This window comes from Alkalibacterium sp. m-11, assembly GCF_054658155.1.
Map to the genome: position 1 here is coordinate 1 of NZ_BAAGIR010000027.1, position 21998 is coordinate 21998.

A 21998-nucleotide genomic window follows, 5' to 3' on the forward strand; every position below is an offset into this window, starting at 1 on the left:
ATGGTCTTTTGGAATTAATTTATCATATAAATCCATATGAGGACTTAATAGTAGCTGTTCTTGTGAAGACAACATTCTCAACACTCCTTCATTTTCGTAACGCTTACATACATTATACTAAAAACCCCCTATTCTATCTATTGAAATCATAGGTAGAATAGGGGTTTTTCAGCAGTCTCCTACATTGGCCTGGTCTTTAGGAACATCTATAAATAGTATTGGGAAAAATCATCATATAGTTCAAGAGGTAAGTCATCCTCAATATATCGTAGATGCTTTTAATGAATTATGGAATAGTTTAGACGATGAGAGGTGTCTATTATGGAAGAGCAATTAAAGAAAAATGATGATATTAATAATGTTTTTGAGATGATAAAAAAAGCTGAAATTAACATTAGTGTACCGCCAGAAGCTTCTGAAAGTGATAGGGGTTTATATAATCTTTTAATCGAAGGTACTGAAGAAAATGATTTAAGGAAAATTTATCGTTTTGTATATAGTGTGGAGATGGGGTGCGGCTTTTTCTCAAGCGAAACTAACAAGCTTAGGAGTGCATATGAAGAAGCTTTAGAAGAAGATAAGGACATTGTTGTTAGAATCCTAAATGAAAAAACAAAAGTAATAGATATTGTATGTAGCTGCCATGTGATTGCAAAAGAGTATAAGATGCAAATTTTAGAATCACACCAATTGACTAACGCTCTGATTATCTATGAATTAATCAGGCAGTTAATGAATCAAATCACAATTGAGGAGATTAGGAACTCTTTTAACTATAAAAATATAATTAGCAAAGCAGTTATAAAGCTAGCTGACTTAGATGATCAATTATTTAAAATGTTCATACAAACATATGAATATAAGGAACAAATCTACTATATTATGAGCAAAGTTCTAGGTGGATTGCCAACTAAAAGTAGAAAGATTTATGTTGATACTATAAGATTAAATTCTAAAGATAACAACTTATATACCTACGTAAGAATTTTGCTGGATACAATTGAAGCAGATAAATTCGATTCAATTATCTCTGATATTGAAGATACAATAAATATGAGGTGGGACGGATACCTTAAAACCTTATTATCAAGTAAAGAGTTCATTCCAGGAATTTTGATTAACTCGTATGCAGATTTAATATTAAATTGTTTATGCAAAAAATATCAAGATACAAACCTATTTATAGATGATTTGGTTAACGTGGTTACTGAATTTAATAAAGCGATAAATAAATGGTATAATAAAGAATCAGAATTCAGTTCTATGTATTTCATTTATGCCACTAAGTTATTATTTCTTAAGAAAGTTCAAGAGGTTAATAGAATATCATTGTCTAAGAATAACGATGTATACGATAAGCTAAATAATTTGTTTGAAAATAATCGTATGATTCACTATAAACATTTAAACGGTGAGGATCTATATACATGTTTCATGGATACAAACTAAAAAGAAGCTAGCTCTTATAAAGGAGGCCTGCTCAGGGATGGAGAAGATAAAAAGTCAGATAAAGAATATCATATATACTACTGGTTTCCTTTTTAGGCCAATTACCCCAGTGGCATTTAGTTTTACTTTTTTACTGATAAGCTCTGCACTACTAATATTCATCATATTTAACTTAGATGAAAGTACAAAAGCATATCAAGTACTTTTAGCCATATTAACAGGTATTACAGCCTCCCTTCTGATTGCAATAATGATGGAGTTATACAACAACTATCGTTTCAATGTTAAGCGTCAGAGAGAATTAAGAAAATTCTTTACTACTGTTGCCAGCTATGAGATTAATATAGATTCAATTATAAAGTCGAATACTAAGTATGCTTCTGGATTAGGAAGTGGAAGAGCATGTGCTGTATTCTGCCACCTCAATAAAATAATTCCTAGCCTAAGAGAAGTGCTTAATAAAAGAGAGTATCTCTATCAAGCAGAAATTGAAGAGATAGATAATATTTTATGTGAGTACAATGATGTTATTAAAATTATATGGACAGGCTTACTTACCACTTTTATGGGATTAGTAGCTGATGAAGCTGAGAATGGGTTTGAACCTCAAGAAGAACAGAAAGAGCCACAATCGGCCAAGGAATCCTATGATGAATCTGAATCTATTGAAAGTACTAAGTTAAACATCGAATCACTTAATGACTACCCCTCTCTCTTAGAGTTTCTTGAAAAAGAGGCAATGCGGTATGATAAAAAGGATAAGGACACAACTTTTTATGATGAAGCTCCAGAATATTTGGAATATCTCATAGAAAAAGCAATTTTTTTAGATCGTAATGTGTTTGAGGGATATTTTGAGGTAACTGATACCAGGTACGAGTTAGTCAAGGGCAAAACAAAAGATCCAGAGAATGAACCGGCGGATTACAATAACAAATATGAGTTCCAATCTGATATGATCAGTTTGGCTTGTAGAAACATTGACAAGTCGATGACAAAGATTCAAAGAAGAGTTAAAAAGGAGCCATACTTTTGTGTAATTGCAAGCTACAAGGAAAGAAACAGATAGCACTCTGGCCTTTAATATAGTGAAAATTTGCAAGCGGGGATAAGAGATATGTCAAAAAAGAAAAAAGAAGAAAAGATAGCAGTAGTGATTGATGGGATGGATATATGTAGAATTGTTCCTTTCAAGCCTGTCGATGGGAAATATGAAATGAAAATTGATTTTTTATCAAATGAGTTTGATACTAAATGTTATAGACTGTTTTCACATAGGCCTATCCACTGGGGAGTAGATAACTCAAAACAATCAGAAATCACTTATCATAAGGGCGAGAATCATAAGCCTTTGACTATACACATAAAGAATAAAGAAAAAATAGAAGGTGTGCCTACCTATACAAATTTGCCGCTAAAAAGAATTCAAGCGCCTAGTGTTAATCAGTTGTTTCCAATCCCTTTATTGAAGCTTGAAATTCCATCAAAGGCTTCTCAAAAGAAATATAAGCCTAAGAGTTACCATAAAATGATACAACCGGAGGACTGTAATGTTGTAGAAATCTATATGGCACACAAAGACTTTGATATGGATAGTTTTGCCAATAAATTACCAGGAATGCATCTAGCTTTTTTAACATTATCATTTGAAATATTTGCTACTAATACTGTTGTAACCGATTATCATAAATCGATGAATATAATACCCGAAGATGGGGCAAAGTCTATTATGACCGGATTCGATATATTAAGCGATATGAAAATTTTTGCGATACATTTTAAAGATAAACATATAGATGAAAGATTATCTAAGATTAATGTTACATTTATTGAAAATGAATTATCTGAAGCCATTTTTGGGATGTTAAAAATAGCATATCCAAAACCTTCAATTGATGGAACATACCAACATTTATATCTTGGAGGCGCATCTTTAAATGATGTTAACCAACCTGTAGGGCCTCTTTCTAGACCATCTATTGGAAATTATAATGTTATGAAAGATTCATTAAATAGGAGTAAGCTGAGTAATGAAGAAAAAGAAAAACTATATTGGCATGCGTTAAAACTTAGAATCAAATTGAGAGATGCCTTAATCGAGCATGAGAAACACCACAGTGAGTTAAGGGATATGCTGGAGAAAAGAATTTCAGAATTTATTAATGCTATAAATAGAGTAAAAGTCAGAATTAGAGAGTTAAACTTATCAGAAGATGAAAAAGAATGGTTTGATTCATACCCCAATAATAAAAGTTTTTATATATCTCTAATGATTGGTAAATATTTAGGTATGGACGAATGTATCATGTATGGGAGGTATATTTTAGACAAAAAGAATAAAAAGGAAGTTTTTTATGCTTGGCTCTTGTATCATGATTTGTTTGATATTGATGTCGCCTATACATCCCTATCGAAATATACAACATTAGAATTAGAAAATATTATTATTGTTCCACCGGAGCAGCACCCTTTATTATCCGAGTACGGAAGTATGCGTCATACCATTTCAGATAAAGGCTATACAAGGGGAGAGTTAAGACAGGGAGTTTATAATATAGAAAAAATGAACAGCTATTTCAATGCAAATGAACGGTTATTACTTCGTGTTTATGATGTAGTGTTAGACGCTATTGAAAATAAAAATAAAGGTAGGTGAACTAAAATGAAATCATATATAATCAAAATAGAACTAGAGGAATCCAATCCTTTAATTTGGAGAAGAGTCATCATGCCTGCAGGGGCCACCTATAAAAGGCTACATGATGTTATCCAGAATGTGACTAATTTTCAAAGTGGGTATCCCAGCTCAGGTTATCATTTATATGAATTTGACTTAACCAAAGAAAACAGGATTGTTACAGACGATGAAGAGTCATATCTTCAGCATCAACATTATAAGAAGAATAAGAAGTATTTTGAGGATCGACTTAAAACCATGGATCCGGAATTACTTCAGTTTGAAGTGCCATACCAGGAAAGGTTAAAGACAGAGGTTAGAAAGCCAAGTACACTAAAGATTGATGATTATTTGGAGCAGCACAAAGAAATAAGATATAACTATGACTTTGGAGATGATTGGTGGTTTACAATTAGACTTGAAGAAATCGTTGATGATTACTACTTCGGATACCCAACTCTACTTGATGGAGCCGAGACAGCGCCGCCAGAAGATGTCGGAGGAATCCACGGGTTCTATGAGTTTTTAGAGGCTTATCGTAACCCAAAACATCTTGAGCATGAAGACATGAAGGCTTGGGCTGAAGGTTTGTATTTCAGAGAATACGACCCTGACAGGATTAATCAAAGGCTTAAGGGGCTTGATTATAAAAAGACAGAGTGGGATAAAATTAATCATGAGAACTACAGAGTGATTGAGGATAAGTATAGAAAAATATATAAAGATACATGATGAGAAAATAGAAATGGGGGACTGCCCAATGAAATATTCAGAAATAGAAGTAAAGAAGCTGCTTAAAACCAAAGATTTAAGCCTTGAAGACCAAGTAAAAGTAAACATCCTAAACTTTATAAGGACAATCCATCTCAATAAGCAGGACTTTATAGAATCATCATTCGGGTCAAAGTTCTTTGGAGAACTTCCCATGACCTTTCAGAAAAATCCTGGTCAAGTGATGGGTATAATTACAGCTACGGTTAATGGAGAGGTAAGGAAGTACGTATTTAATGATCAAGGATATGAGGAGCTAGGGGATTTGTTAAAGTTGGTTGAATGATATAAGGTAAATGTACTTAAGTGGTAAACAAAGTATCTTAATAAAAATAAAAAATTATGTATGCGAATACCTAAAAAAGGATTGACCTTGTGTAAAGGTGTATGATATAATTTTCCATAAAGAGGCGGTCTATTTTTTTACCTAAAATTAACTAGGTATACACATACCTAAAAGGAGATGATAAACTTGTTAGATACTAAGAAATATGAAGAAATAATATATCAGTGCTTTGATGTATTAAGAGGAACTTACACAAGCGAACAATCATTTTATATTTTGGTAGGGACTTCAGCATATGCTTGGATAAGTTTAAGTAAACAATATCCAGAAGTAAGAAATATAAAGCAAATAAATGGTTATAATCAGGCGCTTATTCTACAAGAGGAAATAAATCGATTTGAAAATCAATATACTGAGTTCAAAGACATCCTTACAGGATTACTAGATCGAAGTCTAGTATATGACAATAAATCTATCAATGAAAAACTCCGAGAAATATTCAGTATATATGAAAAGTTTGAAACCATAAAAGAAGTTACTGCTTTTATTGAACGGCTAGTGGAAGTCGGAAGTTCTAAATGTGGCATAGATATAACTCCTGCTAGCATAAGAAAATTAATTACAATGATAGCTGATTTTAGAGAAGTAAGAAGTCTTGCTAATTTTTGTTCGGGATATTCTGAAATAGCTTTAGATATCTTTAGAAATATTAGAGAAAATCAATTAAACACAGCACCATTTTATTATGCTGAAGAAATAAACGGATCTAGTTATTTGATATCTAAACTTTTAATGATTATTAGTGGACATGCTGACTTAGAATTAGTCAACAAGGATGTCTTAGATGATAATGGTCCAGAAATTAAATTTGACCTAGGTATTGTTGACATTCCTCAAGTGACATACACTGATTCAGATTACCGGCATATGTATGATAGAAGGCTTAGATATGGACAACCATCGCATACAAGTGCTGATTGGGCATTTTGCCAGATTTTAATAGATAGCTTAAATGAGAATGGCATCGGTATAGCAATTGGGACAAAGGGGACTTTAGTTCGAAGCAATGAAATGCAAATTAGAAGGGCAATCGTGGAAGACGACTTAGTTGAAAGTGTTATTACATTACCAGCAAACTTATATGAAAAAACGACCATAGGTAGAGAAGTTATTATTTTTAATAAAAATAAATCAAGAGACAGAAAATATAAAGTTTTATTCATTGATGCTAGTAGAGAAGGATACAGATTGAATAGAAATCAACACGACATCACTGTAGAAGGTTTATATCAAGTAGTGGATTGCTTTAAGAATGGTACTGAAGTTGAAGGTTTTAGCAAAATCATCGATATAGAAAAAATAGAAGAGTACCGTTTCACTTTGAACCCAAAAGAATACTTAGATGTAGATGTTCTGAAAAACCAATTTGAAGAATCCATTACGTTAAAAGAAGTAGCTCAAGTAACTAGAGGTGTTCAATTAATAAGGCAAGACTTTGAGTCACTAAAAAACGGCGACTACTACTATATTAATGTGAAAGATGTGAACAATGGAAGAATTGAATTTGATCCATCTACAATGATAACAAATAAGAAAGAAGACTGGTTTGGGAAATATGACATAAAACCAGATGATATTATTTTAACATCGAAAGGATCGACAGTAAAATTAGCTATCGTAGGGGATGATTTTAAGCCAGCTTTTATAAGTGGAAATTTATCAAGAATACGTGTTAATCCTAAAAAATTCAACGCTTATGTCCTTTTTGAATTTCTTCAAAGTGAAGTTGGGGGAAAAATGCTGGAAGGGTTACAAACCGGAACAACTATTAAATTGCTTAACACTCAGCAATTAGAGAGGCTTCAAATACCCTTATACGATATTGAATTTATGAACGAGATAGGAGAGAGAATTAAAAGTAATCTTGTAAATTATGAAAGACGGCTTAAAGAGTTGAATGAGGGGTTTAAAAGTAATAGAGAAATGTTTTTATCGGAGTTGAAGTTTTAATGATTAGGGATAAATACTCATTAAATACTGTGGGCGAAAATTGATAAAAATTTGACCTAGACAGAACATATGTTCGTGTATATAATATAGATAAGCCTTTTCGCCACAGAGTATTCTGAAAAAGGAGGCTAAACGATGCAGAGAGAGATAAAAATGCAGGACGGACAACCATCTACCATAAGGTTAAGGGGGGTGAAGCCTATGGGAGAATTAAAGAAGTTAAATACCCAGCAGTTCCATAAAACAAAATTACTTCTATCCATCTACCGCACAGTAGTGTGGAGGATAGAGAGTGCCATATATGAGGTTCAAGAGACAGCTCAGGAGTACGGAAGTGATAGAATCTCTGAACTGGTAGATTTTTTAAGTTTAGAGCTAGATGAATATGACCTTACAAAAGATAAAAAGGCCATTGAAGAAAGGCTCATGTGTATAGCAGAGACCAAGCAGATGATTGAAATCGTGGATAAGGCACTAAAGCATCTTAAGACCCACCCAAAGAACGGCCAGATCTATCATGATATCATCACCTACTGCTATATAGATGAAGGAGTGATGAGCGATGATGTGATTAGCAGAAAGCTAAATTTAACCCAATCAACTTATTATCGCTACAAGAAAAAAGCCACAGAATTAATGGGTATAGCCCTTTGGGGTTACATCATCCCACCTCTAAAGGAATATTGGGACAAGCTTCAACATTAGGTAATATGCCTATTTGATCGGTATGGGTGAGAGGAAATTGACAGTAAAATGACAGTGGATTGACAGTAAAATGACAGTAGATTGACAGTAAAATGAAAGTGAAATGATAGGAGATTGACAGTCTTTTGACATTGTTTTGACAGTTAGGACCTACTATAATGAGTATAGTGGGAAGTGTTTGCAAAAAATGAATATGTTGGTAAATAGCCGCTTTGGTTAGAACTCGAATTTGAGATTTAACTAAAGCGGCTATTTTTATGCCATCAGAGGGTTTTCTGCCCTCCGGCCCTAGAGGTCCTAGTACGTGATATGCGTATTAGGGCCTTTTTTTGCGCCCTTTTTTAAGCATGCACTTCCTCCAAATATTCTAAAGGAGGAACAGACATGTTCAAAACATTTAAAACGAAAGAAGGCATTACTACTATTGAGATTTCAGAAGAAGGTAAGGTGACCTATGCAGTTGGCAAAAAGAAAACCACCTTTGACCTTAGTGATTGCGATTCATTTACCTATGAATTTGAAGCCATGGATGAAAGGGTTGTGATTACTACAGACATGATAGCTAGAAATGAAGCTAAGGATACCGGCTTTTCAAATGAAGATACAGACGAGGTTGAGCCTTGGCTATGGCTTGTTATCAGTAAAGGCGAAGAAAGACTGCAGTACAACAATGATCACGCTGAGACGAGAAGACATTACAGCTACTCAGACCAAAACGATAAATTTGACACTCTTATGGCAGATGAAGATCTCTTTGAAACGGTGTTTGAAAAACTTGAGAAAGAAGAGCTTATAGAAGCAATTAAAGCATTGGCACCTCAGCAACAGGAACTGGTGAAGGATATTTATTTTAGGGGCCTTTCTATGGCTGATGTTGCTAGAACTAAAGGTGTTCACAAGTCATCTGTTACAAAGCAAATGAATCGACTTATAGATCAGTTAAAAAAGAAATTAAAAAATTTTTAATTTAGGGGGGCAACTTTTTGCTCTCCCGTGGCCTATATATAGAGACCTTTTTAAGGAAGCTAAAATCTCAAAAGGAAAGGCAGGTGAAAAAGATGACTAGACAAGCTGGAAAATCAAATCAAAACTCAAATGAAAAGCAAAATGGTAGCCCAAATCAAAACCCAAATGGGAAAACCATGCATCATGTGGAGATTGGCATTAAGAAGCCAAGTAAGAGCCAGGTTCTTGCGGCTAGAAAAATGACACTAAAAGATCGGTTCTTAAATGCAATCTTTGGAGATGGACACAAAATGGTAGTCCTTGTTCCAGGGGAGAGTGTTGGAACCATATCGATTACAGAAATGGAAGTCCATGAACTTCATCAAGAATAAAAAACGAAAGGAGCAAAAAAGTGAAAACAAAACCAATATATATCTTTACCTCTGAGTCGGTTACAGAGGGCCATCCTGATAAGATGTGTGATCAAATAGCGGATGGGATTATGGATGAACTTCTAAGAGAAGACCCAAATGCTAGAACCGCTATAGAAGTTACAGCTGCTAATGGATTCATTCATGTCTTTGGTGAGGTTAGAAAAGGGCACGGTGCCTGTCACTAAGTTAATAAGTTGTTAAATATTCTGAAAACTTTACCAATCCAAGACAGTGGAATCTGATTCTATTGTCCTTTTCTGTTTTCTTAACATAACAATGAGGCAGTGAATTATTTAATCTATCCAAGAAAAGAGATTCAAATGTAAGCGTCAAAGAATTTCCGCCTAGTTACCCATTAAAAGCTTTGCTAAAATAACAGATAATAAATAAACCAGAGGTGATCTGTTATGAGTAGTGAAGCAACAACAAACTGGGAAGAAGTTTTAAATAAACTCTCTTCATATAAAGGAACCATAAAATCCTTCTGTAAAGAAAACAATATTAGTGCTCATCAGCTATACTATCGTAGGAAAAGAGCAAAGAAGAACGATACCCCTACCTTTCATGCTGTTAGCATGAAAGGTAAAGCTGTTGACACCCCTATCCCATCCATGCCCTCTAAGGATTCTTTACCTAAGACGATAGAGATAGAAATAGGTAAAGCAAAAATATCCATACCAAGTTATGACCAGGTAACCCTAACGAATATTATCAAGGCTATTATCACATCATGCTAAATATAGATAGAATAGATACTGTGTTCTTAGCGTGTGGCATAACAGATCTGAGAAAAAATATTGATGGATTAAGCACAATAGTACAAACCCAGTTTAACTTGGACCCCTTCGAGAAGGCATTATTTGTCTTTTGCAATAGGCAAATGGATAAAATTAAGATACTCCATTTTGACGAAGGTTTTTGGTTATATTACCATCGATTAGAGAGGAATAAGTTCAAATGGCCTATGTCAAAAGAGGAAGCATTAAAGGTTTCAGTAGAAGAACTTAGGTGGCTTTTGAAGGGTTATGAAGTAAGAACTATATCAAAATTCAAGCCCGTAACAGAAAGAAATTACTATTAAAAATGTACCGTAAAAACCCCTTGAAACCTTAATTTTTCAGGGGTTTTGTGGTATAATTGTATTAGAAAATAGCATAGGGTGATAATTCAAATGACAATAATAAATGCACAAAATCAACTGGATGATCAAACAAAAGAATTAATATTGAAGATGGAAAAAGACCTTGAAGTAAAGGATCAAGAAATAGCTGATTTAAAAAATCAGTTAGCTTACCTACAGGGTCAAATTCTGAACAAGAACAGAAAAATATTTGGTTCATCTAGCGAACAATCAAGCCTTATGCAGCTAAATTTTTTTGATGAAGCTGAAAAGTATAGTAACCCGAAAGCCACTGAACCTACTATAGAAGAGGTTACTTATACAAGGAAAAAACCCTCTAAAAACATTGGCAAAAAAGACAACTTAGCTAATGTAGAAAGAGTTGTAGTTGAGCATAAGCTAAATGAAAATCAACAGACCTGCAATGATTGTTCAAATGATTTAGTAGTTATAGGCTCAAAGTCCAAAGAGCTTGTCAAATATATACCCGCAAAGCTATACATTGAAGAACATAGAACCTATAGTTATGCTTGCAAAGCATGCGAAGTGGATAATGACAAAGCCAATATAACATCCACAAAAGCTCCTAAAACCTTACTTCATAAAAGTATGGCATCAAACGAGCTTATTAGTCATATGATAAATTTGAAATATCAGCACTCTATGCCTTTATATAGACAAGAGTCCTACTTCAAAATGATGGGTGCCAACCTTTCTAGGCAAACACTTGCCAACTGGATCATTAACGCTGCCAATGAATTAGAACCAATCTATCAGCTTATGAAAGAGGAACTCCTAAAAAGACAATATATCCAGGCTGATGAAACGGTTCTAAAGGTCTTGGATGATAAAGGGAAGGATTCTAATAAGCAAAAGTATATGTGGCTTTACAAGTCTCCTGATAAAGATAACCCCATCGTCCTTTATGACTACCAAAAGACAAGATCTGGTTCTTGTCCTAGGAATTTTCTAAGTGGCTTTTCGGGATATCTCCAAACAGACGCGTACGCTGGATATAATAAAGTTGAGAATGTTAAAAAACTTTATTGCCTAGCCCACATAAGAAGAAAGTTTCACGAAATAATAGTAAATCTAGACCCAGAGGCCCTAAAAACTTCAAGAGCTCTAATAGGGTTTAATTATTGTGCCCAGCTCTATAAAATTGAAAAAGAACTAAGCGAAAATTACAGCGATAAACCCGACTACTATGAAGAGCGCTATAAAACTCGGCTTAAGTATTCTAAGCCAGTAGTTGAAGAATTTGCATCATTCGTAGATAAAGAACTAGAAAATGCTGTTCCCAAAAGTGCCCTAGGTAAAGCCTTAGCCTATACCAAGCCATTACTTCCGAGTTTTCAAACTTTCCTGGAAGATGGGGCTTTAGAAATAGATAATAACTCAGCAGAGCGCTCAATTAAGACTTTTGTAATTGGCCGCAAAAATTGGCTCTTTTCAAGCTCCACTAAAGGTGCAGAGTCAAGCGCTTTAATCTACAGCATTATTGAAACCGCTAAAAATAACAATCTAGTTGTTGAAAAATACTTACTTTACCTAATGAATCACTTCCCAAATGTTGAGCCAGAAGACAAAGATAGCTTACTAAAGCTACTACCTTTTTCAAAGGATCTACCTGAACACTTGAAAATTACAACTAAATAACTAATATTTGAATCCAGTAGAGCTCGACTAGACCTAACTTCTACTGGGTTTATTGTATCAACCAACTAACTTACTTTCCATGCGTCCATTCTTTGACGCTTACATTCAAATTAATTGACTAAATCATTTGATTATTGATCATAGGAGCAAAAAAAATTAAGATTTTCCTACAAAAAGTTGACATGGTCGTTCATTAATAAAAGTGGACCGTGCCAGCGTATAATGGCAAATAAGTCAAGAGTAAATTTTTCGCAAAAAAGGCCGACTTAAAATAGCAACCTTCAACCATTTTTTTTGAAAGGTTCAACTATCACAGAGTATATAATGGGGCTCTTCTAGAACGTGAAAGGACCTTGATTTCCTATCCCTCAGTGATACCACCTAGTGAATATAAACTTATATTTTCACGTATAATACCTTTTAAGTTAAAAGCAATAAAGAAGGATAAAGGATCGTTGCCAGCCACTATATTGTTAAACATTGTAAATGGTATAATAAAATGGATGAATTTCGGCAATTAAAAATGGCTAAAAAATCACCACTTTCTTAAAAAAGCTGATATATTAATCTTAGCTAAATTTTAAGGAGCGTGGAGAAATTGGTGAGGTGGAAAATGTACAACGATATTCATCATTTTAAGGATATTGGGTTGAAAAGACCCAAGTAGCCAATAGGCCAAAATTAAACTACAAAACAGTTAGGAAGTACTGGGATGTAACTCCTGAAGAGTTTTTGGAAACACAGAAAAAGAAAAAGGCAAGAAGCTAATCAGTTCTTTCAACTTGTATCTGCTTTATACCAGAATACTTCAATTATCATAACCTCAAATAAAGGTTTTGAAGATTGGGTGGAAATAATGGGTGACCCTGTCATTACCACTGCCACTCTAGACTGGCTGGTTCATAACAGTGAGATTTTTAATATGACAGGAGACAATTATAGACTGAAAAATAGAAATACCATATTTAGTAATTAAGCTGCCAAAAATAATTGCCGTTTTTTAGCCAAAAGTACTTGCCAGTTACAGTAGTTTAGGGGTTGTGAGTCAGGAGTCAGTGTGATAATAGTGGATATAGATAGTTGGGTAGTAGGGGAAATTAACTTATTGAATGTGAGCAGGAGAATTTGCTAGTAAGAGATCTGCACAACTGGAAGATAGACATTAAAGAACGGGCATAAGGGTTTAGGAATAAAACTTTGTCCGTTTAATTTTTAGATAGGATTGTCAGAATATTTTATTAAATAGATGAAATGGCTAATTTGCTAGGATGAGGTGTGGGCGGTGTGTACCATGGACGTGGATGAATATAGAAATATGATTAGCGAGTTTTCAGACTTACCACTATTTGATGAAAAGTGCAGCTTCTATTACGATGAGACCGGAAACGTTCGTAAGTTTAGGCTTACAGAGAATGGCGTGAATGCAGAAGAAGGCATTGCTAATGATTTTATTCTCGGCGGTGTGTTATTTAAGAGTGATTCCCCTTCATGTGATATAGACAAATTATTTGATGAGTTGAAAATTAATACATCAGAAATTAAGTTTAAGACATTAGCTGGTAGGGGTCTGATTTCTGGACAGCCATAGGCAAGAAACCAATTCAGCAATTTCTTTCATGGCTTGACAGTAGCGAACTCTATGTCCATTATGCTACGTTAAATAATATGTACTTTTCTGTCGTAGATATAGTTGATTCCCTATTTGCTGCCCAGCCTCAGTTCAACTTCGGATTAGAGTGGGCACAATCTTTGAAGGCCAGTTTACATAGATTTGCTATATCACATATGGATGAGATCCTTCCAATACTCCATGGCTACAATTATCCAAGCTTAGATAAAGAAGATATTAAGAATTTTTGTTATGAGCTGAGCGATCTCATACAATCCTATGGTGACGAAGATTTCTATCTAGAGAATTTCCGGCAATTACTGAAAGCAAATGGACGTAAGGGAGAGCTAGTCTTTATTGAAGATAACACGCCTGGTTTATTAGTTGAGGAATATTTCGGACTAAGAGATGGTAGGTGTGCATTTTATAAAGATTCCATGCATTATTTTGATGAAGAAGCTGAGGCAGAAATAGCCTTAAAAAATACGATTTACACTCTAAAAGGTGAGAAACTGTCCAATTTCAAATTCATTAATTCCAAGAATGAGCGACTGATACAGATATCTGATGTTTGGGTGGGCTTACTCGGAAAGTTATTTGCAGAGTTAGATCAGTCTACGCCAGAAATGATTATAAGCAAAATGGAATCACTTACTCAGGAACAGAAAGAATGCATCCGTATAATCAACTCACTAGTAGACAGAGCTGAAAGACTTCACAGAGGGTTGATTCAAAATGTGAATAGTATTGAGATTATACATCATAGAGGACTATTATTAGGGGTACTGGGAGATTTAGCAAGATAAGATTAAAAGAAATTCGATAGGAGGGGGAAGGCCCATGTACATATCAAGGATTGATATTGAAAATTATAGAAATTTCGAGTCTGTAACGGTGGAATTTAAAGACGGAATAAATTTGTTAATTGGACAAAATAATTCTGGCAAATCAAATCTCATCAGAGCTTTAGCCTTAATATTTGATTCATCTGTTAAAAAGCAACTTACAATTGATGATATATACAATAATATCTCCTTAGAAAAACTTAAACAACACTCACCAAAGATTTCAATTAGTGTGCAATTATCTCAATCAGATAATGAAAATTTGATGGGAGATGAGCTGGTTACAGTAAGTAACTGGCTAACATCATTAAAAGAACCGTATCAAGCAATGATTCAATATGAGTTTTTTTTACCTGAATCTGAGGAAGCTAGATATTTAGAAGATGTTATGCAAGCTACAAATGCATCAGATATTTGGCAAATCATTAAAACTAAGTTTATAAGACACTATATTAATAAGACCTGGGTGGGTAATCCAGAAAACCAAGTACCAATTGATGGGGAGAGTTTGAATAAATTTGATTTTCAATTTTTAGATGCCATCAGAGATGTGGAACGAGATATGTTTTCTGGTAGGAATACTTTACTTAAAGATGTAATTGACTTTTTTATGGATTATGACATTAAGTCTGATAAAGAGTTAACTGAAGAGCAACAAACAGAAAAAATTAAAAGTAGAAGAGAGTCTTTTGAAATTGTTTCTAAGGAATTAATTGAAAAGCTTCAAGAGAGATTGGAGAGTGGAAATAAGGAAATTTTATCTTATTCTAATGATATTGGTGCTTCCTTTGATGACTCGATGCCAGATTTTGAAGGTAAAATAAGTGAGAATGAATTATATTCTGTTTTACAACTGATTGTAAAACAAAACACTGGGATGAATATACCAATTTCAAATAATGGTCTTGGCTATAACAATCTAATCTTTATGTCATTATTGCTAGCAAAGATGCAGGTAGATTCTAATGGTAAATATTTGGGAAGTAATGCAAAAGTATTCCCAGTATTAGCTATAGAGGAACCTGAAGCGCATTTACATCCTACTATGCAATTTCAGTTTATGAAATTTTTGAAGAAGAATATAAAAGAAAAAAAGGTAAAGCAAGTATTTATCACTTCACATTCTACCCATATCACATCATCTACGAATCTAGATGACATTATTTGCTTTTATAAAGAAAATGGTAAGACTGGGATATCATATCCAGGAAAAGTTTTCTACAATGTAAATGAGCATCAGAATAGTGAGTGTAAAGAGGATAGCAAAAAATATGTTCAGCGGTTTCTTGATGCTACAAAATCAAATATGCTTTTCGCAGAAAAAGTTATCTTTGTTGAAGGTATAGCAGAACAACTATTGATCCCAATTTTTGCGGAGTACCTAAACAAACCTTTAGAAGAAAATCATATTTCTGTAATCAATATTGGTGGGAGATACTTTGAACATTTTCTTTATTTGTTTGATGGTAATAAAGATGGAACAATAAAGCGTAAGATTGCATGCATAACAGATTTAGACCCAACGAGGAAAGAAAAAGATAGTAATAATGCAAAGTCAAAAAGGTGCTATCCATATGAGCTTAATGTAGAGCCAATGAAGTATAAATACTCAGTGAATGATAGCATGGTTAAGTATAAAGATGGGGGGCATCCCAATATTCGTTCATTTACTCAAGATGAGGTTTTTGGTAAGACACTCGAGTACCAATTGGCTTTTGAAAATGAGAATAGCAGGCTATTATTAACCCCATCACTCCAAAATTATACTGAGCTAGAGGAGATTATCATATTGATAGAGGAAGAAAAAAATACTGAGGACCTCTTAGAAAAGCTTAGAGATAGCGATGAAAACAAAAGGATTATGGATTCAATTAGAACTGCTAATTGGGGTACATGGGATGAAGAATTGAAGAAGAAGGCTGTATTTGCATCAAGATATCTTAATTCTGTTGGCAAAGGTGAAAATGCTTTGGAACTATCTGTGGCCTTAAAAGAGAATTTAGAGAAAAGAGGCACAGAGGAATATCAGAATTTTAATGTACCTAATTATATTCGTGAAGCTATTGAATGGATGTGCGAAGGGCTATGATTATAACGGCTAAAGATAAAATAAATATTAATGAGGATTTTAAAGTTGAGGCTGGACCAGGAGCAGGGAAGACAGAGTTTTTGGTTAACCACATAAAAAGTATTATCGACAACTCTGAAAGGCTATCCAATTCCAGAAAAATAGCTTGTATTACCTATACGAATATAGCAGTGGAGACTATTCTAAAAAGGGTTGGTAAAAATGCATCAAATATGATAGAAGTCACCACAATTCATAGCTTCTTATATAAGAATGTAGTTAAGCCTTATTGCTCTTTCATCCCTGAGGAATATGAGTTGTTTGCCAAGAAAGTCAAAGGGCATGATGATTTATACATTAGTTCTAAATATATTCGTGAGTGGTTTGAAGACGGCGATTTTAGTGGTTTGAAGCATCCTAACTCAAAAAATCAGATTTTAGGATTTCCAGCAATGACGCAAGCTTTACAAAGTTGGCTTTTATCTATGAAATGCACTTTTAATAACGAAACACTTACTTTTGAATGTGAAAATACAAAAGCTGTTGGATATGATAAGGATAACAAGCCTATTAGGCTAAACAAGAAAAATCTAGAAGTATTGTCTAGCAAAATTATCGATTTGAAAAGAATTTATTGGAGAAAAGGTAAGCTTGATCACAATGATGTTTTATATTTTTCATATGTACTCATCGATCAATATCCTTTCATCCTAGAAATACTAAGGGCTAAGTTCCCCTATATGTTTATAGATGAATACCAAGATACAAATCCAATTCAATCATACATTTTAGATCAAATAAGAAAAAAAGAAACTGTAGTGGGTGTAATTGGAGATAAAGCCCAATCAATATATGCTTTTCAAGGTGCGAATCCCCATTTATTTGAGTCTTTTAATACGGGAGATTCATGTCACTACACCATCAATAATAATTATAGGTGCTCTAATAAAATTATCAAATTATTGAATGATATACGTGAAGACATAATTCAGGAATCTACGGAGGAAAAAAATTGCGGTGAAGTAGTAATATATGTAGGTGATAGAATTAAAGCATACAAAAAAGCGTGTGAAGAATGTCAAGGGGGTACTGTTACTTCTCTCTCAAGAGACAATATTACTTCAAATGCAATGAAGAAAGAAATTGATAATCATAATCTTAATAAGAAATTGTTGGATCAGTTCAATATGGACGATTCTAATAATAAACGCAGAGACTACATTTTATCTTTTATAGGTGCGATAGAACTAGCTCAAAATGGGAATATAAAGGAATCAATTAAAAAAATTGAATGGATTTTCAGGAATGAAAATGATCCCAAAAAAGTGGCCTTGTTTTCTTTATCCAAAATCCTAGCGTTCTACGAAAAATACTGTGATAAATCTTTAATGGATTTTTATAATTTAATTTCAAATGCATTAGAATCTAGTTTACCTAAAGTTACTAGAGGTGCACCGAAAATTTTTTATGAAAACGTGTCCTATAAAGAGATAGCAATTTGCATTAACATAACAGAAGACTCTAGTAACCATGTAACTATTCATAAAGCAAAGGGAGCTGAGTTTGATGCTGTTTTTATAGTAGACAGTAAATACTTAAAGAAATTTCTAATAGAGCCAGATTTAAATAGAAATGAAGAACATAGAGTTTTTTATGTAGCATTGAGTAGAGCTAGAGATAGATTATTTATACAATTAGATGAACTAAAACCAAGCGAAGAAAAAGCAATCAAACATAGGTACCCTTATCTTATTTTTGACAGAGTATAATAGAATAGTAAAGGAGGCCCGTAACCAATATGGACAAATCAACTTTCACAGGAACCATCATATCAATCCAGCCCAGGATCCGTCTAACCAGATCCTTCGATGAAGCCTCCCATACATACCTTGGTTATGCCATTAAGTTAGAAGGAGAAATCAGCAATTCAGACAACACAAACTTCTCCATCGGCATCGGTAAAGCAGCCCATGCCAAACATCAATTTAAAGTAAATGATGTCATCTCCGGGGAGTGCCTACCGGTACCGGATCCTGATATGGAGCCAGTTGAATACTATAAAGTCTCAAAACTTAAAGTTATCTCTAAAGGTGAACAGGGCAGCAATTCATCACCCTGGGAACTGGTGCCGCCGGAGCTAGAAGTCTATAGAGAAAGAGGACATCGTAGACTGGCAGCTAGGACATATGACACGAAGTGTAGCAGCTGTATGTGGGGCTGTAGGATGCCTGTTGAGATTATCGTAGATAACTGGAATCCTAGAGGCCGGAGAAAGTATAGGTTTGAGACATTCTGCTATGGTCCATTAAGTTGCAAGTTGTATAAGGCTGGTCCTAATCGTAAGGTAGAAGGTCGGAACGGGATGGTGTACGTCGAGGAAGATTGGGTTGATGCTATGAATGTGGAGCATAGGGGAGAAGATGAGTAGGTTGAGTTGAAGGTGGGTGATTTGCTTGAAGAATCGATATAAGATTAATAAAGCTTTATTTGCAGATACCTATGAAGTGAAAATGAATTTAATCAAGGATTGGAACAATCATCTGAATGATAGAATGATAAGTATGGGATACAGACCCAAACCGGGTGGCTACAACTCACTTGATTATCATAAGGCTATGAAAAAAATAATTCCAGCTCACCCTAGGAGAGTGCATTATTCTAAGGAATTCTCATGCCCGGATGAATGTAAAAGTGCTCTAGATAAGATTGTTTCAGCTATCGAAAGTGGTAAGAACTTATTACCATATATGAGTAAGCTGACGATAAGGCCATCAAAGAATGATGGATTGCTTAATGATTGGAATATTCATCACTTTCATTTGGATGAAGAATATGAGAAAGATTCAATATTTATTGAAAGAAGTGATTGGCTGTTATTAGCCTTTGTTGGTGAACATGACATATACTTTTTAAATGTGTTTTATCATAAAAAACCCTACTTGTGGACTCATATTGAACTGATAAGAATAATTGATAATAACTGGCCTGATCTCATTGAAAGGCATCGGTTGCAGGGAGTAACCCGTTTAGCAGAGAAACTTGATGATGAAAAGTATGCGATACTCAGGAAAGCAAATATGTCATCATTCGTAGAACTAGAAGAGAACAAAGTATTTGGATTAATTGGTGGTGGGTATGCGAGTGATGGGAGTTCAATTGAAGCTGTTAGGACATCAGATCATTGGTATAATTACATAAGGAAAATTGAACTTTACATACGAGATGATTATCAAAACTTTAAAAAGCAGATGTTGCCATTTGATTCTTACAGTGTGGAAAAGAAGCTGGAGATAGACTTGCTTACATTAACTGATGAAGAACTGATTCTTTTGGAAAAACAACGCAAAGTCATTATAAAGATAAACTATAACAATGGGAACATTAGGATGTGCAAACTGAGCAGCCTATTGGATGAGTTTTTATATGATTCATGGGTCAATAAATTACTGGGTAATATCGGAGGGAGAAAACTTTGAAATTACATGAATTTGATGAAAAATATTGGAATTACTATTTAACATTAGAGAGTGACCTTATAAAAACACAAAGATATGTAACCATTGATGAAGATAATTACAGCGCTTTTTCTGTTGAATATGCAAAACAGTATCAGACTATTTGTTCTGAGATCGATGTGATTTGCAAAGACTATTGCTGGTTTTTAGACCCTGATACAAAGGTAAAAAATATTATGGGTTATGCAAGCGTGATATTGGAGAAGAAACCTGATTTGATTTCTAGAACGGTAAGAGTTAAGACTGCAGCTTCAGTTAATCTACATCCTTGGATGGACTGGAAAACTGATAAACAAAATCCGTTTGATGGATGTAGTGTAGCGAACAACTCTCCTTCATGGTGGATGTATTATAATAAAGTCAAACACAACCGTACTGGTTCGGATTCTGAAAACAAAGAGTTTTTTAAATTCGCAAACCAAGGTAATACGCTCAATTCACTTGCTGGGCTATTTATACTGGTAATGTATTATTATAAAGATCTTGCTTTAAGTGAGAATCCGGATAATGTTACTATCCCTAACCGGCCATCGAATTTATTTGAAATCAAAGATTGGGAAAAACACTTCATATTCTTTAATGAAGACTTGGCAATGAACGTTAAGAAAAACTCTTTGATATATAATGACTGAATTGTAGGTAAAGAAAGCTACATAACCAATTTGTCAAAAGATAAATCTGCTTACGAATATGTTTTGTTCATGAAGCAATGGTATATTGTAAATATTGGCGATCGGATATAGCAAATATGAAAGTTGAAAGAGAGGTGCATTACATGGATAAATGGGAATTTTATAAAGATACAGAAGGCTTATGGAGATGGAGAAGAATTGCTGCGAATGGAAGAATTGTCGGATCATCTTCGCAAGGATATGTAAACAAAAGTGATTGCATAGATAACGCTAAAAGAAATGGTTATCAAGGATAGTTTGACGCATTATTATTTTGTAACTTATTCTGTAAAATAAAGATTTGCTGATCGCCTTTATTTTTAAATATAAGTTATCATCGGTTTATAGTACTAACTAAGGTGAAAGGAAGTGAAAGATGAAGGATTTTATACAATTATTGAAACTACCACCGACGATACTTGCAGCGGTTGCTTTGGGTACAGGTTTAATATTATTCCTTCCAGTAAATATTCTTCAGAGGCTGGGCCTTGACAAAATCCCTGAACAATGGAAAACTATCCTAGGGTTAGTATTTATCATTTCATTATCGTTGCTTGTTGTTTATTTTATTATAAAAGTCGTGAGATCCATTGTTTCAAAATATTATAGGATACGATTCAAGCAAATATTTCCCAAAGTAATGAATGATTTAAGAAATGAGGAACTTGCTGTTGTAGCACTGCTATATAGGTCACCGAATTATACTTCAAGATTACCGTATACCGATGGTGTTACAATTCGACTTAAAAGCAAAAATGTCATACAGTTAACATCATCAAATAATCTAGCTTATGGTGATGATTTAGTTATGCCTTTTACAATTACACCAATTGCACAAGATTACATTGATAAGCATCCAGAGCTGATTGAGAACTTCAGTAAACCAGAATTAGAAAGCATGTACAAACGATATAATAATCCTTTATATTAAAATGTGCGAGTCTGAATGGCGATGAGCCAAAATGAAACCTGAATAATTCATAGTACTTTGTCAGAACAGGCATTTATCCCGCTTTGATAAGGTTTATCAATCTATTCCTTATTCACCCGTTGGGTGAAGAAAAAAATATACAAAAAGAGCACACTCTATGTTATTGTAAAGTCGATCAAAACAACAAAAACAAGAGGTGTGCTCAATGTCAACTTTACAAGAAAAGCAACTACAATTCAATCCCCATTTGGTTATGTCAAACGATGGCGGTCAATTATCCAATGATTCCGGTCTCCTTTTACT

22 protein-coding genes and 1 pseudogene are annotated in these 21998 nt (G+C 34.0%); all 23 read left to right on the forward strand.

Going from position 1 to position 21998, the window contains the following annotated elements:
• Positions 1–321 precede the first annotated feature (321 nt).
• The 23 genes and pseudogenes from ACYQ2O_RS04675 to ACYQ2O_RS04785 all read left to right on the forward strand — a co-directional run bounded on the left by ACYQ2O_RS04675 (position 322) and on the right by ACYQ2O_RS04785 (position 21695).
• The gene (locus ACYQ2O_RS04675) at positions 322–1449 is read left to right on the forward strand and encodes a hypothetical protein (RefSeq protein ID WP_346024176.1); all 1128 of its coding nucleotides are present in this window, start codon (positions 322–324) and stop codon (positions 1447–1449) included.
• A 37-nt stretch (positions 1450–1486) separates the two neighbouring features.
• Positions 1487–2518 carry a hypothetical protein gene (locus ACYQ2O_RS04680; RefSeq protein WP_346024175.1) on the forward strand — a complete coding sequence of 344 codons (1032 nt, stop codon included), beginning with the start codon at positions 1487–1489 and terminating at the stop codon, positions 2516–2518.
• Positions 2519–2566: 48 nt separating this feature from the next.
• The gene (locus ACYQ2O_RS04685) at positions 2567–4105 is read left to right on the forward strand and encodes a hypothetical protein (protein ID WP_346024174.1); all 1539 of its coding nucleotides are present in this window, start codon (positions 2567–2569) and stop codon (positions 4103–4105) included.
• Between the two features lie 6 nt (positions 4106–4111).
• Positions 4112–4858 (forward strand): plasmid pRiA4b ORF-3 family protein, encoded by a 747-nt coding sequence (locus tag ACYQ2O_RS04690; protein WP_346024173.1) that lies wholly within the window; start codon positions 4112–4114, stop codon positions 4856–4858.
• A 28-nt stretch (positions 4859–4886) separates the two neighbouring features.
• Positions 4887–5183 carry a hypothetical protein gene (locus ACYQ2O_RS04695; protein WP_459796094.1) on the forward strand — a complete coding sequence of 99 codons (297 nt, stop codon included), beginning with the start codon at positions 4887–4889 and terminating at the stop codon, positions 5181–5183.
• A gap of 186 nt (positions 5184–5369) precedes the next feature.
• On the forward strand, positions 5370–7193 hold the full coding sequence (locus ACYQ2O_RS04700; protein WP_346024171.1) for an N-6 DNA methylase: 1824 nt from the start codon (positions 5370–5372) through the stop codon (positions 7191–7193).
• Positions 7194–7328: 135 nt separating this feature from the next.
• Positions 7329–7898 (forward strand): ArpU family phage packaging/lysis transcriptional regulator, encoded by a 570-nt coding sequence (locus tag ACYQ2O_RS04705; protein WP_346024170.1) that lies wholly within the window; start codon positions 7329–7331, stop codon positions 7896–7898.
• A gap of 384 nt (positions 7899–8282) precedes the next feature.
• On the forward strand, positions 8283–8864 hold the full coding sequence (locus ACYQ2O_RS04710; protein WP_346024169.1) for a sigma-70 RNA polymerase sigma factor region 4 domain-containing protein: 582 nt from the start codon (positions 8283–8285) through the stop codon (positions 8862–8864).
• A 92-nt stretch (positions 8865–8956) separates the two neighbouring features.
• A complete protein-coding gene (locus tag ACYQ2O_RS04715) occupies positions 8957–9235 on the forward strand; it encodes a hypothetical protein (RefSeq protein WP_346024168.1) in 279 nt (92 codons plus the stop codon).
• 35 nt (positions 9236–9270) lie between these two features.
• A pseudogene (locus ACYQ2O_RS04720) lies at positions 9271–9435 on the forward strand (S-adenosylmethionine synthetase N-terminal domain-containing protein); the annotation flags it as partial.
• Between the two features lie 249 nt (positions 9436–9684).
• A complete protein-coding gene (gene tnpA / locus ACYQ2O_RS04725) occupies positions 9685–10014 on the forward strand; it encodes an IS66 family insertion sequence element accessory protein TnpA (protein ID WP_346024167.1) in 330 nt (109 codons plus the stop codon).
• A complete protein-coding gene (gene tnpB / locus ACYQ2O_RS04730) occupies positions 10008–10358 on the forward strand; it encodes an IS66 family insertion sequence element accessory protein TnpB (RefSeq protein ID WP_428830595.1) in 351 nt (116 codons plus the stop codon). The genes tnpA and tnpB overlap by 7 nt, the downstream gene beginning before the upstream one ends.
• A 90-nt stretch (positions 10359–10448) precedes the next feature.
• Complete coding sequence (tnpC, locus tag ACYQ2O_RS04735) at positions 10449–12056, forward strand: IS66 family transposase (RefSeq protein ID WP_459796095.1); 1608 nt, start codon at positions 10449–10451, stop codon at positions 12054–12056.
• A 721-nt stretch (positions 12057–12777) separates the two neighbouring features.
• Positions 12778–13032: an ATP-binding protein gene (locus ACYQ2O_RS04740; RefSeq protein ID WP_428830616.1), complete on the forward strand. Its 255-nt coding sequence runs from the start codon at positions 12778–12780 to the stop codon at positions 13030–13032.
• A gap of 315 nt (positions 13033–13347) precedes the next feature.
• Entirely contained in the window at positions 13348–13644 is a 297-nt protein-coding gene (locus tag ACYQ2O_RS04745) for a hypothetical protein (RefSeq protein ID WP_346024747.1), read from the forward strand.
• 161 nt (positions 13645–13805) lie between these two features.
• Positions 13806–14471 carry a DUF3800 domain-containing protein gene (locus tag ACYQ2O_RS04750; RefSeq protein ID WP_346024746.1) on the forward strand — a complete coding sequence of 222 codons (666 nt, stop codon included), beginning with the start codon at positions 13806–13808 and terminating at the stop codon, positions 14469–14471.
• Positions 14472–14505: 34 nt separating this feature from the next.
• Positions 14506–16599, forward strand: a complete 2094-nt coding sequence (locus ACYQ2O_RS04755; protein ID WP_346024745.1) for an ATP-dependent nuclease — start codon at positions 14506–14508, stop codon at positions 16597–16599.
• Positions 16596–18347 (forward strand): ATP-dependent helicase, encoded by a 1752-nt coding sequence (locus ACYQ2O_RS04760; RefSeq protein ID WP_346024744.1) that lies wholly within the window; start codon positions 16596–16598, stop codon positions 18345–18347. Before ACYQ2O_RS04755 ends, ACYQ2O_RS04760 begins: the two co-directional genes overlap by 4 nt.
• Positions 18348–18376: 29 nt before the next feature.
• Positions 18377–19006, forward strand: coding sequence for a hypothetical protein (locus ACYQ2O_RS04765; protein ID WP_346024743.1), 630 nt, complete (start codon positions 18377–18379; stop codon positions 19004–19006).
• A gap of 25 nt (positions 19007–19031) precedes the next feature.
• A complete protein-coding gene (locus ACYQ2O_RS04770) occupies positions 19032–20054 on the forward strand; it encodes a hypothetical protein (RefSeq protein WP_346024742.1) in 1023 nt (340 codons plus the stop codon).
• Positions 20051–20725 (forward strand): hypothetical protein, encoded by a 675-nt coding sequence (locus tag ACYQ2O_RS04775; RefSeq protein ID WP_346024741.1) that lies wholly within the window; start codon positions 20051–20053, stop codon positions 20723–20725. The genes ACYQ2O_RS04770 and ACYQ2O_RS04775 overlap by 4 nt, the downstream gene beginning before the upstream one ends.
• A gap of 143 nt (positions 20726–20868) precedes the next feature.
• Entirely contained in the window at positions 20869–21021 is a 153-nt protein-coding gene (locus ACYQ2O_RS04780; protein ID WP_346024740.1) for a YegP family protein, read from the forward strand.
• 119 nt (positions 21022–21140) lie between these two features.
• On the forward strand, positions 21141–21695 hold the full coding sequence (locus ACYQ2O_RS04785) for a super-infection exclusion protein B (protein WP_346024739.1): 555 nt from the start codon (positions 21141–21143) through the stop codon (positions 21693–21695).
• Positions 21696–21998 lie beyond the last annotated feature (303 nt).

Coding starts and splice junctions, on each gene's coding strand:
- ACYQ2O_RS04755 (WP_346024745.1), top strand. CDS start 14,506: ATGTACATATCAAGGATTGATATTGAAAATTATAGAAATTTCGAGTCT.
- ACYQ2O_RS04690 (WP_346024173.1), top strand. CDS start 4,112: ATGAAATCATATATAATCAAAATAGAACTAGAGGAATCCAATCCTTTA.
- ACYQ2O_RS04695 (WP_459796094.1), top strand. CDS start 4,887: ATGAAATATTCAGAAATAGAAGTAAAGAAGCTGCTTAAAACCAAAGAT.
- tnpB (WP_428830595.1), top strand. CDS start 10,008: ATGCTAAATATAGATAGAATAGATACTGTGTTCTTAGCGTGTGGCATA.
- ACYQ2O_RS04685 (WP_346024174.1), top strand. CDS start 2,567: ATGTCAAAAAAGAAAAAAGAAGAAAAGATAGCAGTAGTGATTGATGGG.
- tnpC (WP_459796095.1), top strand. CDS start 10,449: ATGACAATAATAAATGCACAAAATCAACTGGATGATCAAACAAAAGAA.
- ACYQ2O_RS04780 (WP_346024740.1), top strand. CDS start 20,869: ATGGATAAATGGGAATTTTATAAAGATACAGAAGGCTTATGGAGATGG.
- ACYQ2O_RS04675 (WP_346024176.1), top strand. CDS start 322: ATGGAAGAGCAATTAAAGAAAAATGATGATATTAATAATGTTTTTGAG.
- ACYQ2O_RS04680 (WP_346024175.1), top strand. CDS start 1,487: ATGGAGAAGATAAAAAGTCAGATAAAGAATATCATATATACTACTGGT.
- tnpA (WP_346024167.1), top strand. CDS start 9,685: ATGAGTAGTGAAGCAACAACAAACTGGGAAGAAGTTTTAAATAAACTC.
- ACYQ2O_RS04705 (WP_346024170.1), top strand. CDS start 7,329: ATGCAGAGAGAGATAAAAATGCAGGACGGACAACCATCTACCATAAGG.
- ACYQ2O_RS04785 (WP_346024739.1), top strand. CDS start 21,141: ATGAAGGATTTTATACAATTATTGAAACTACCACCGACGATACTTGCA.
- ACYQ2O_RS04760 (WP_346024744.1), top strand. CDS start 16,596: ATGATTATAACGGCTAAAGATAAAATAAATATTAATGAGGATTTTAAA.
- ACYQ2O_RS04745 (WP_346024747.1), top strand. CDS start 13,348: ATGGACGTGGATGAATATAGAAATATGATTAGCGAGTTTTCAGACTTA.
- ACYQ2O_RS04710 (WP_346024169.1), top strand. CDS start 8,283: ATGTTCAAAACATTTAAAACGAAAGAAGGCATTACTACTATTGAGATT.
- ACYQ2O_RS04765 (WP_346024743.1), top strand. CDS start 18,377: ATGGACAAATCAACTTTCACAGGAACCATCATATCAATCCAGCCCAGG.
- ACYQ2O_RS04715 (WP_346024168.1), top strand. CDS start 8,957: ATGACTAGACAAGCTGGAAAATCAAATCAAAACTCAAATGAAAAGCAA.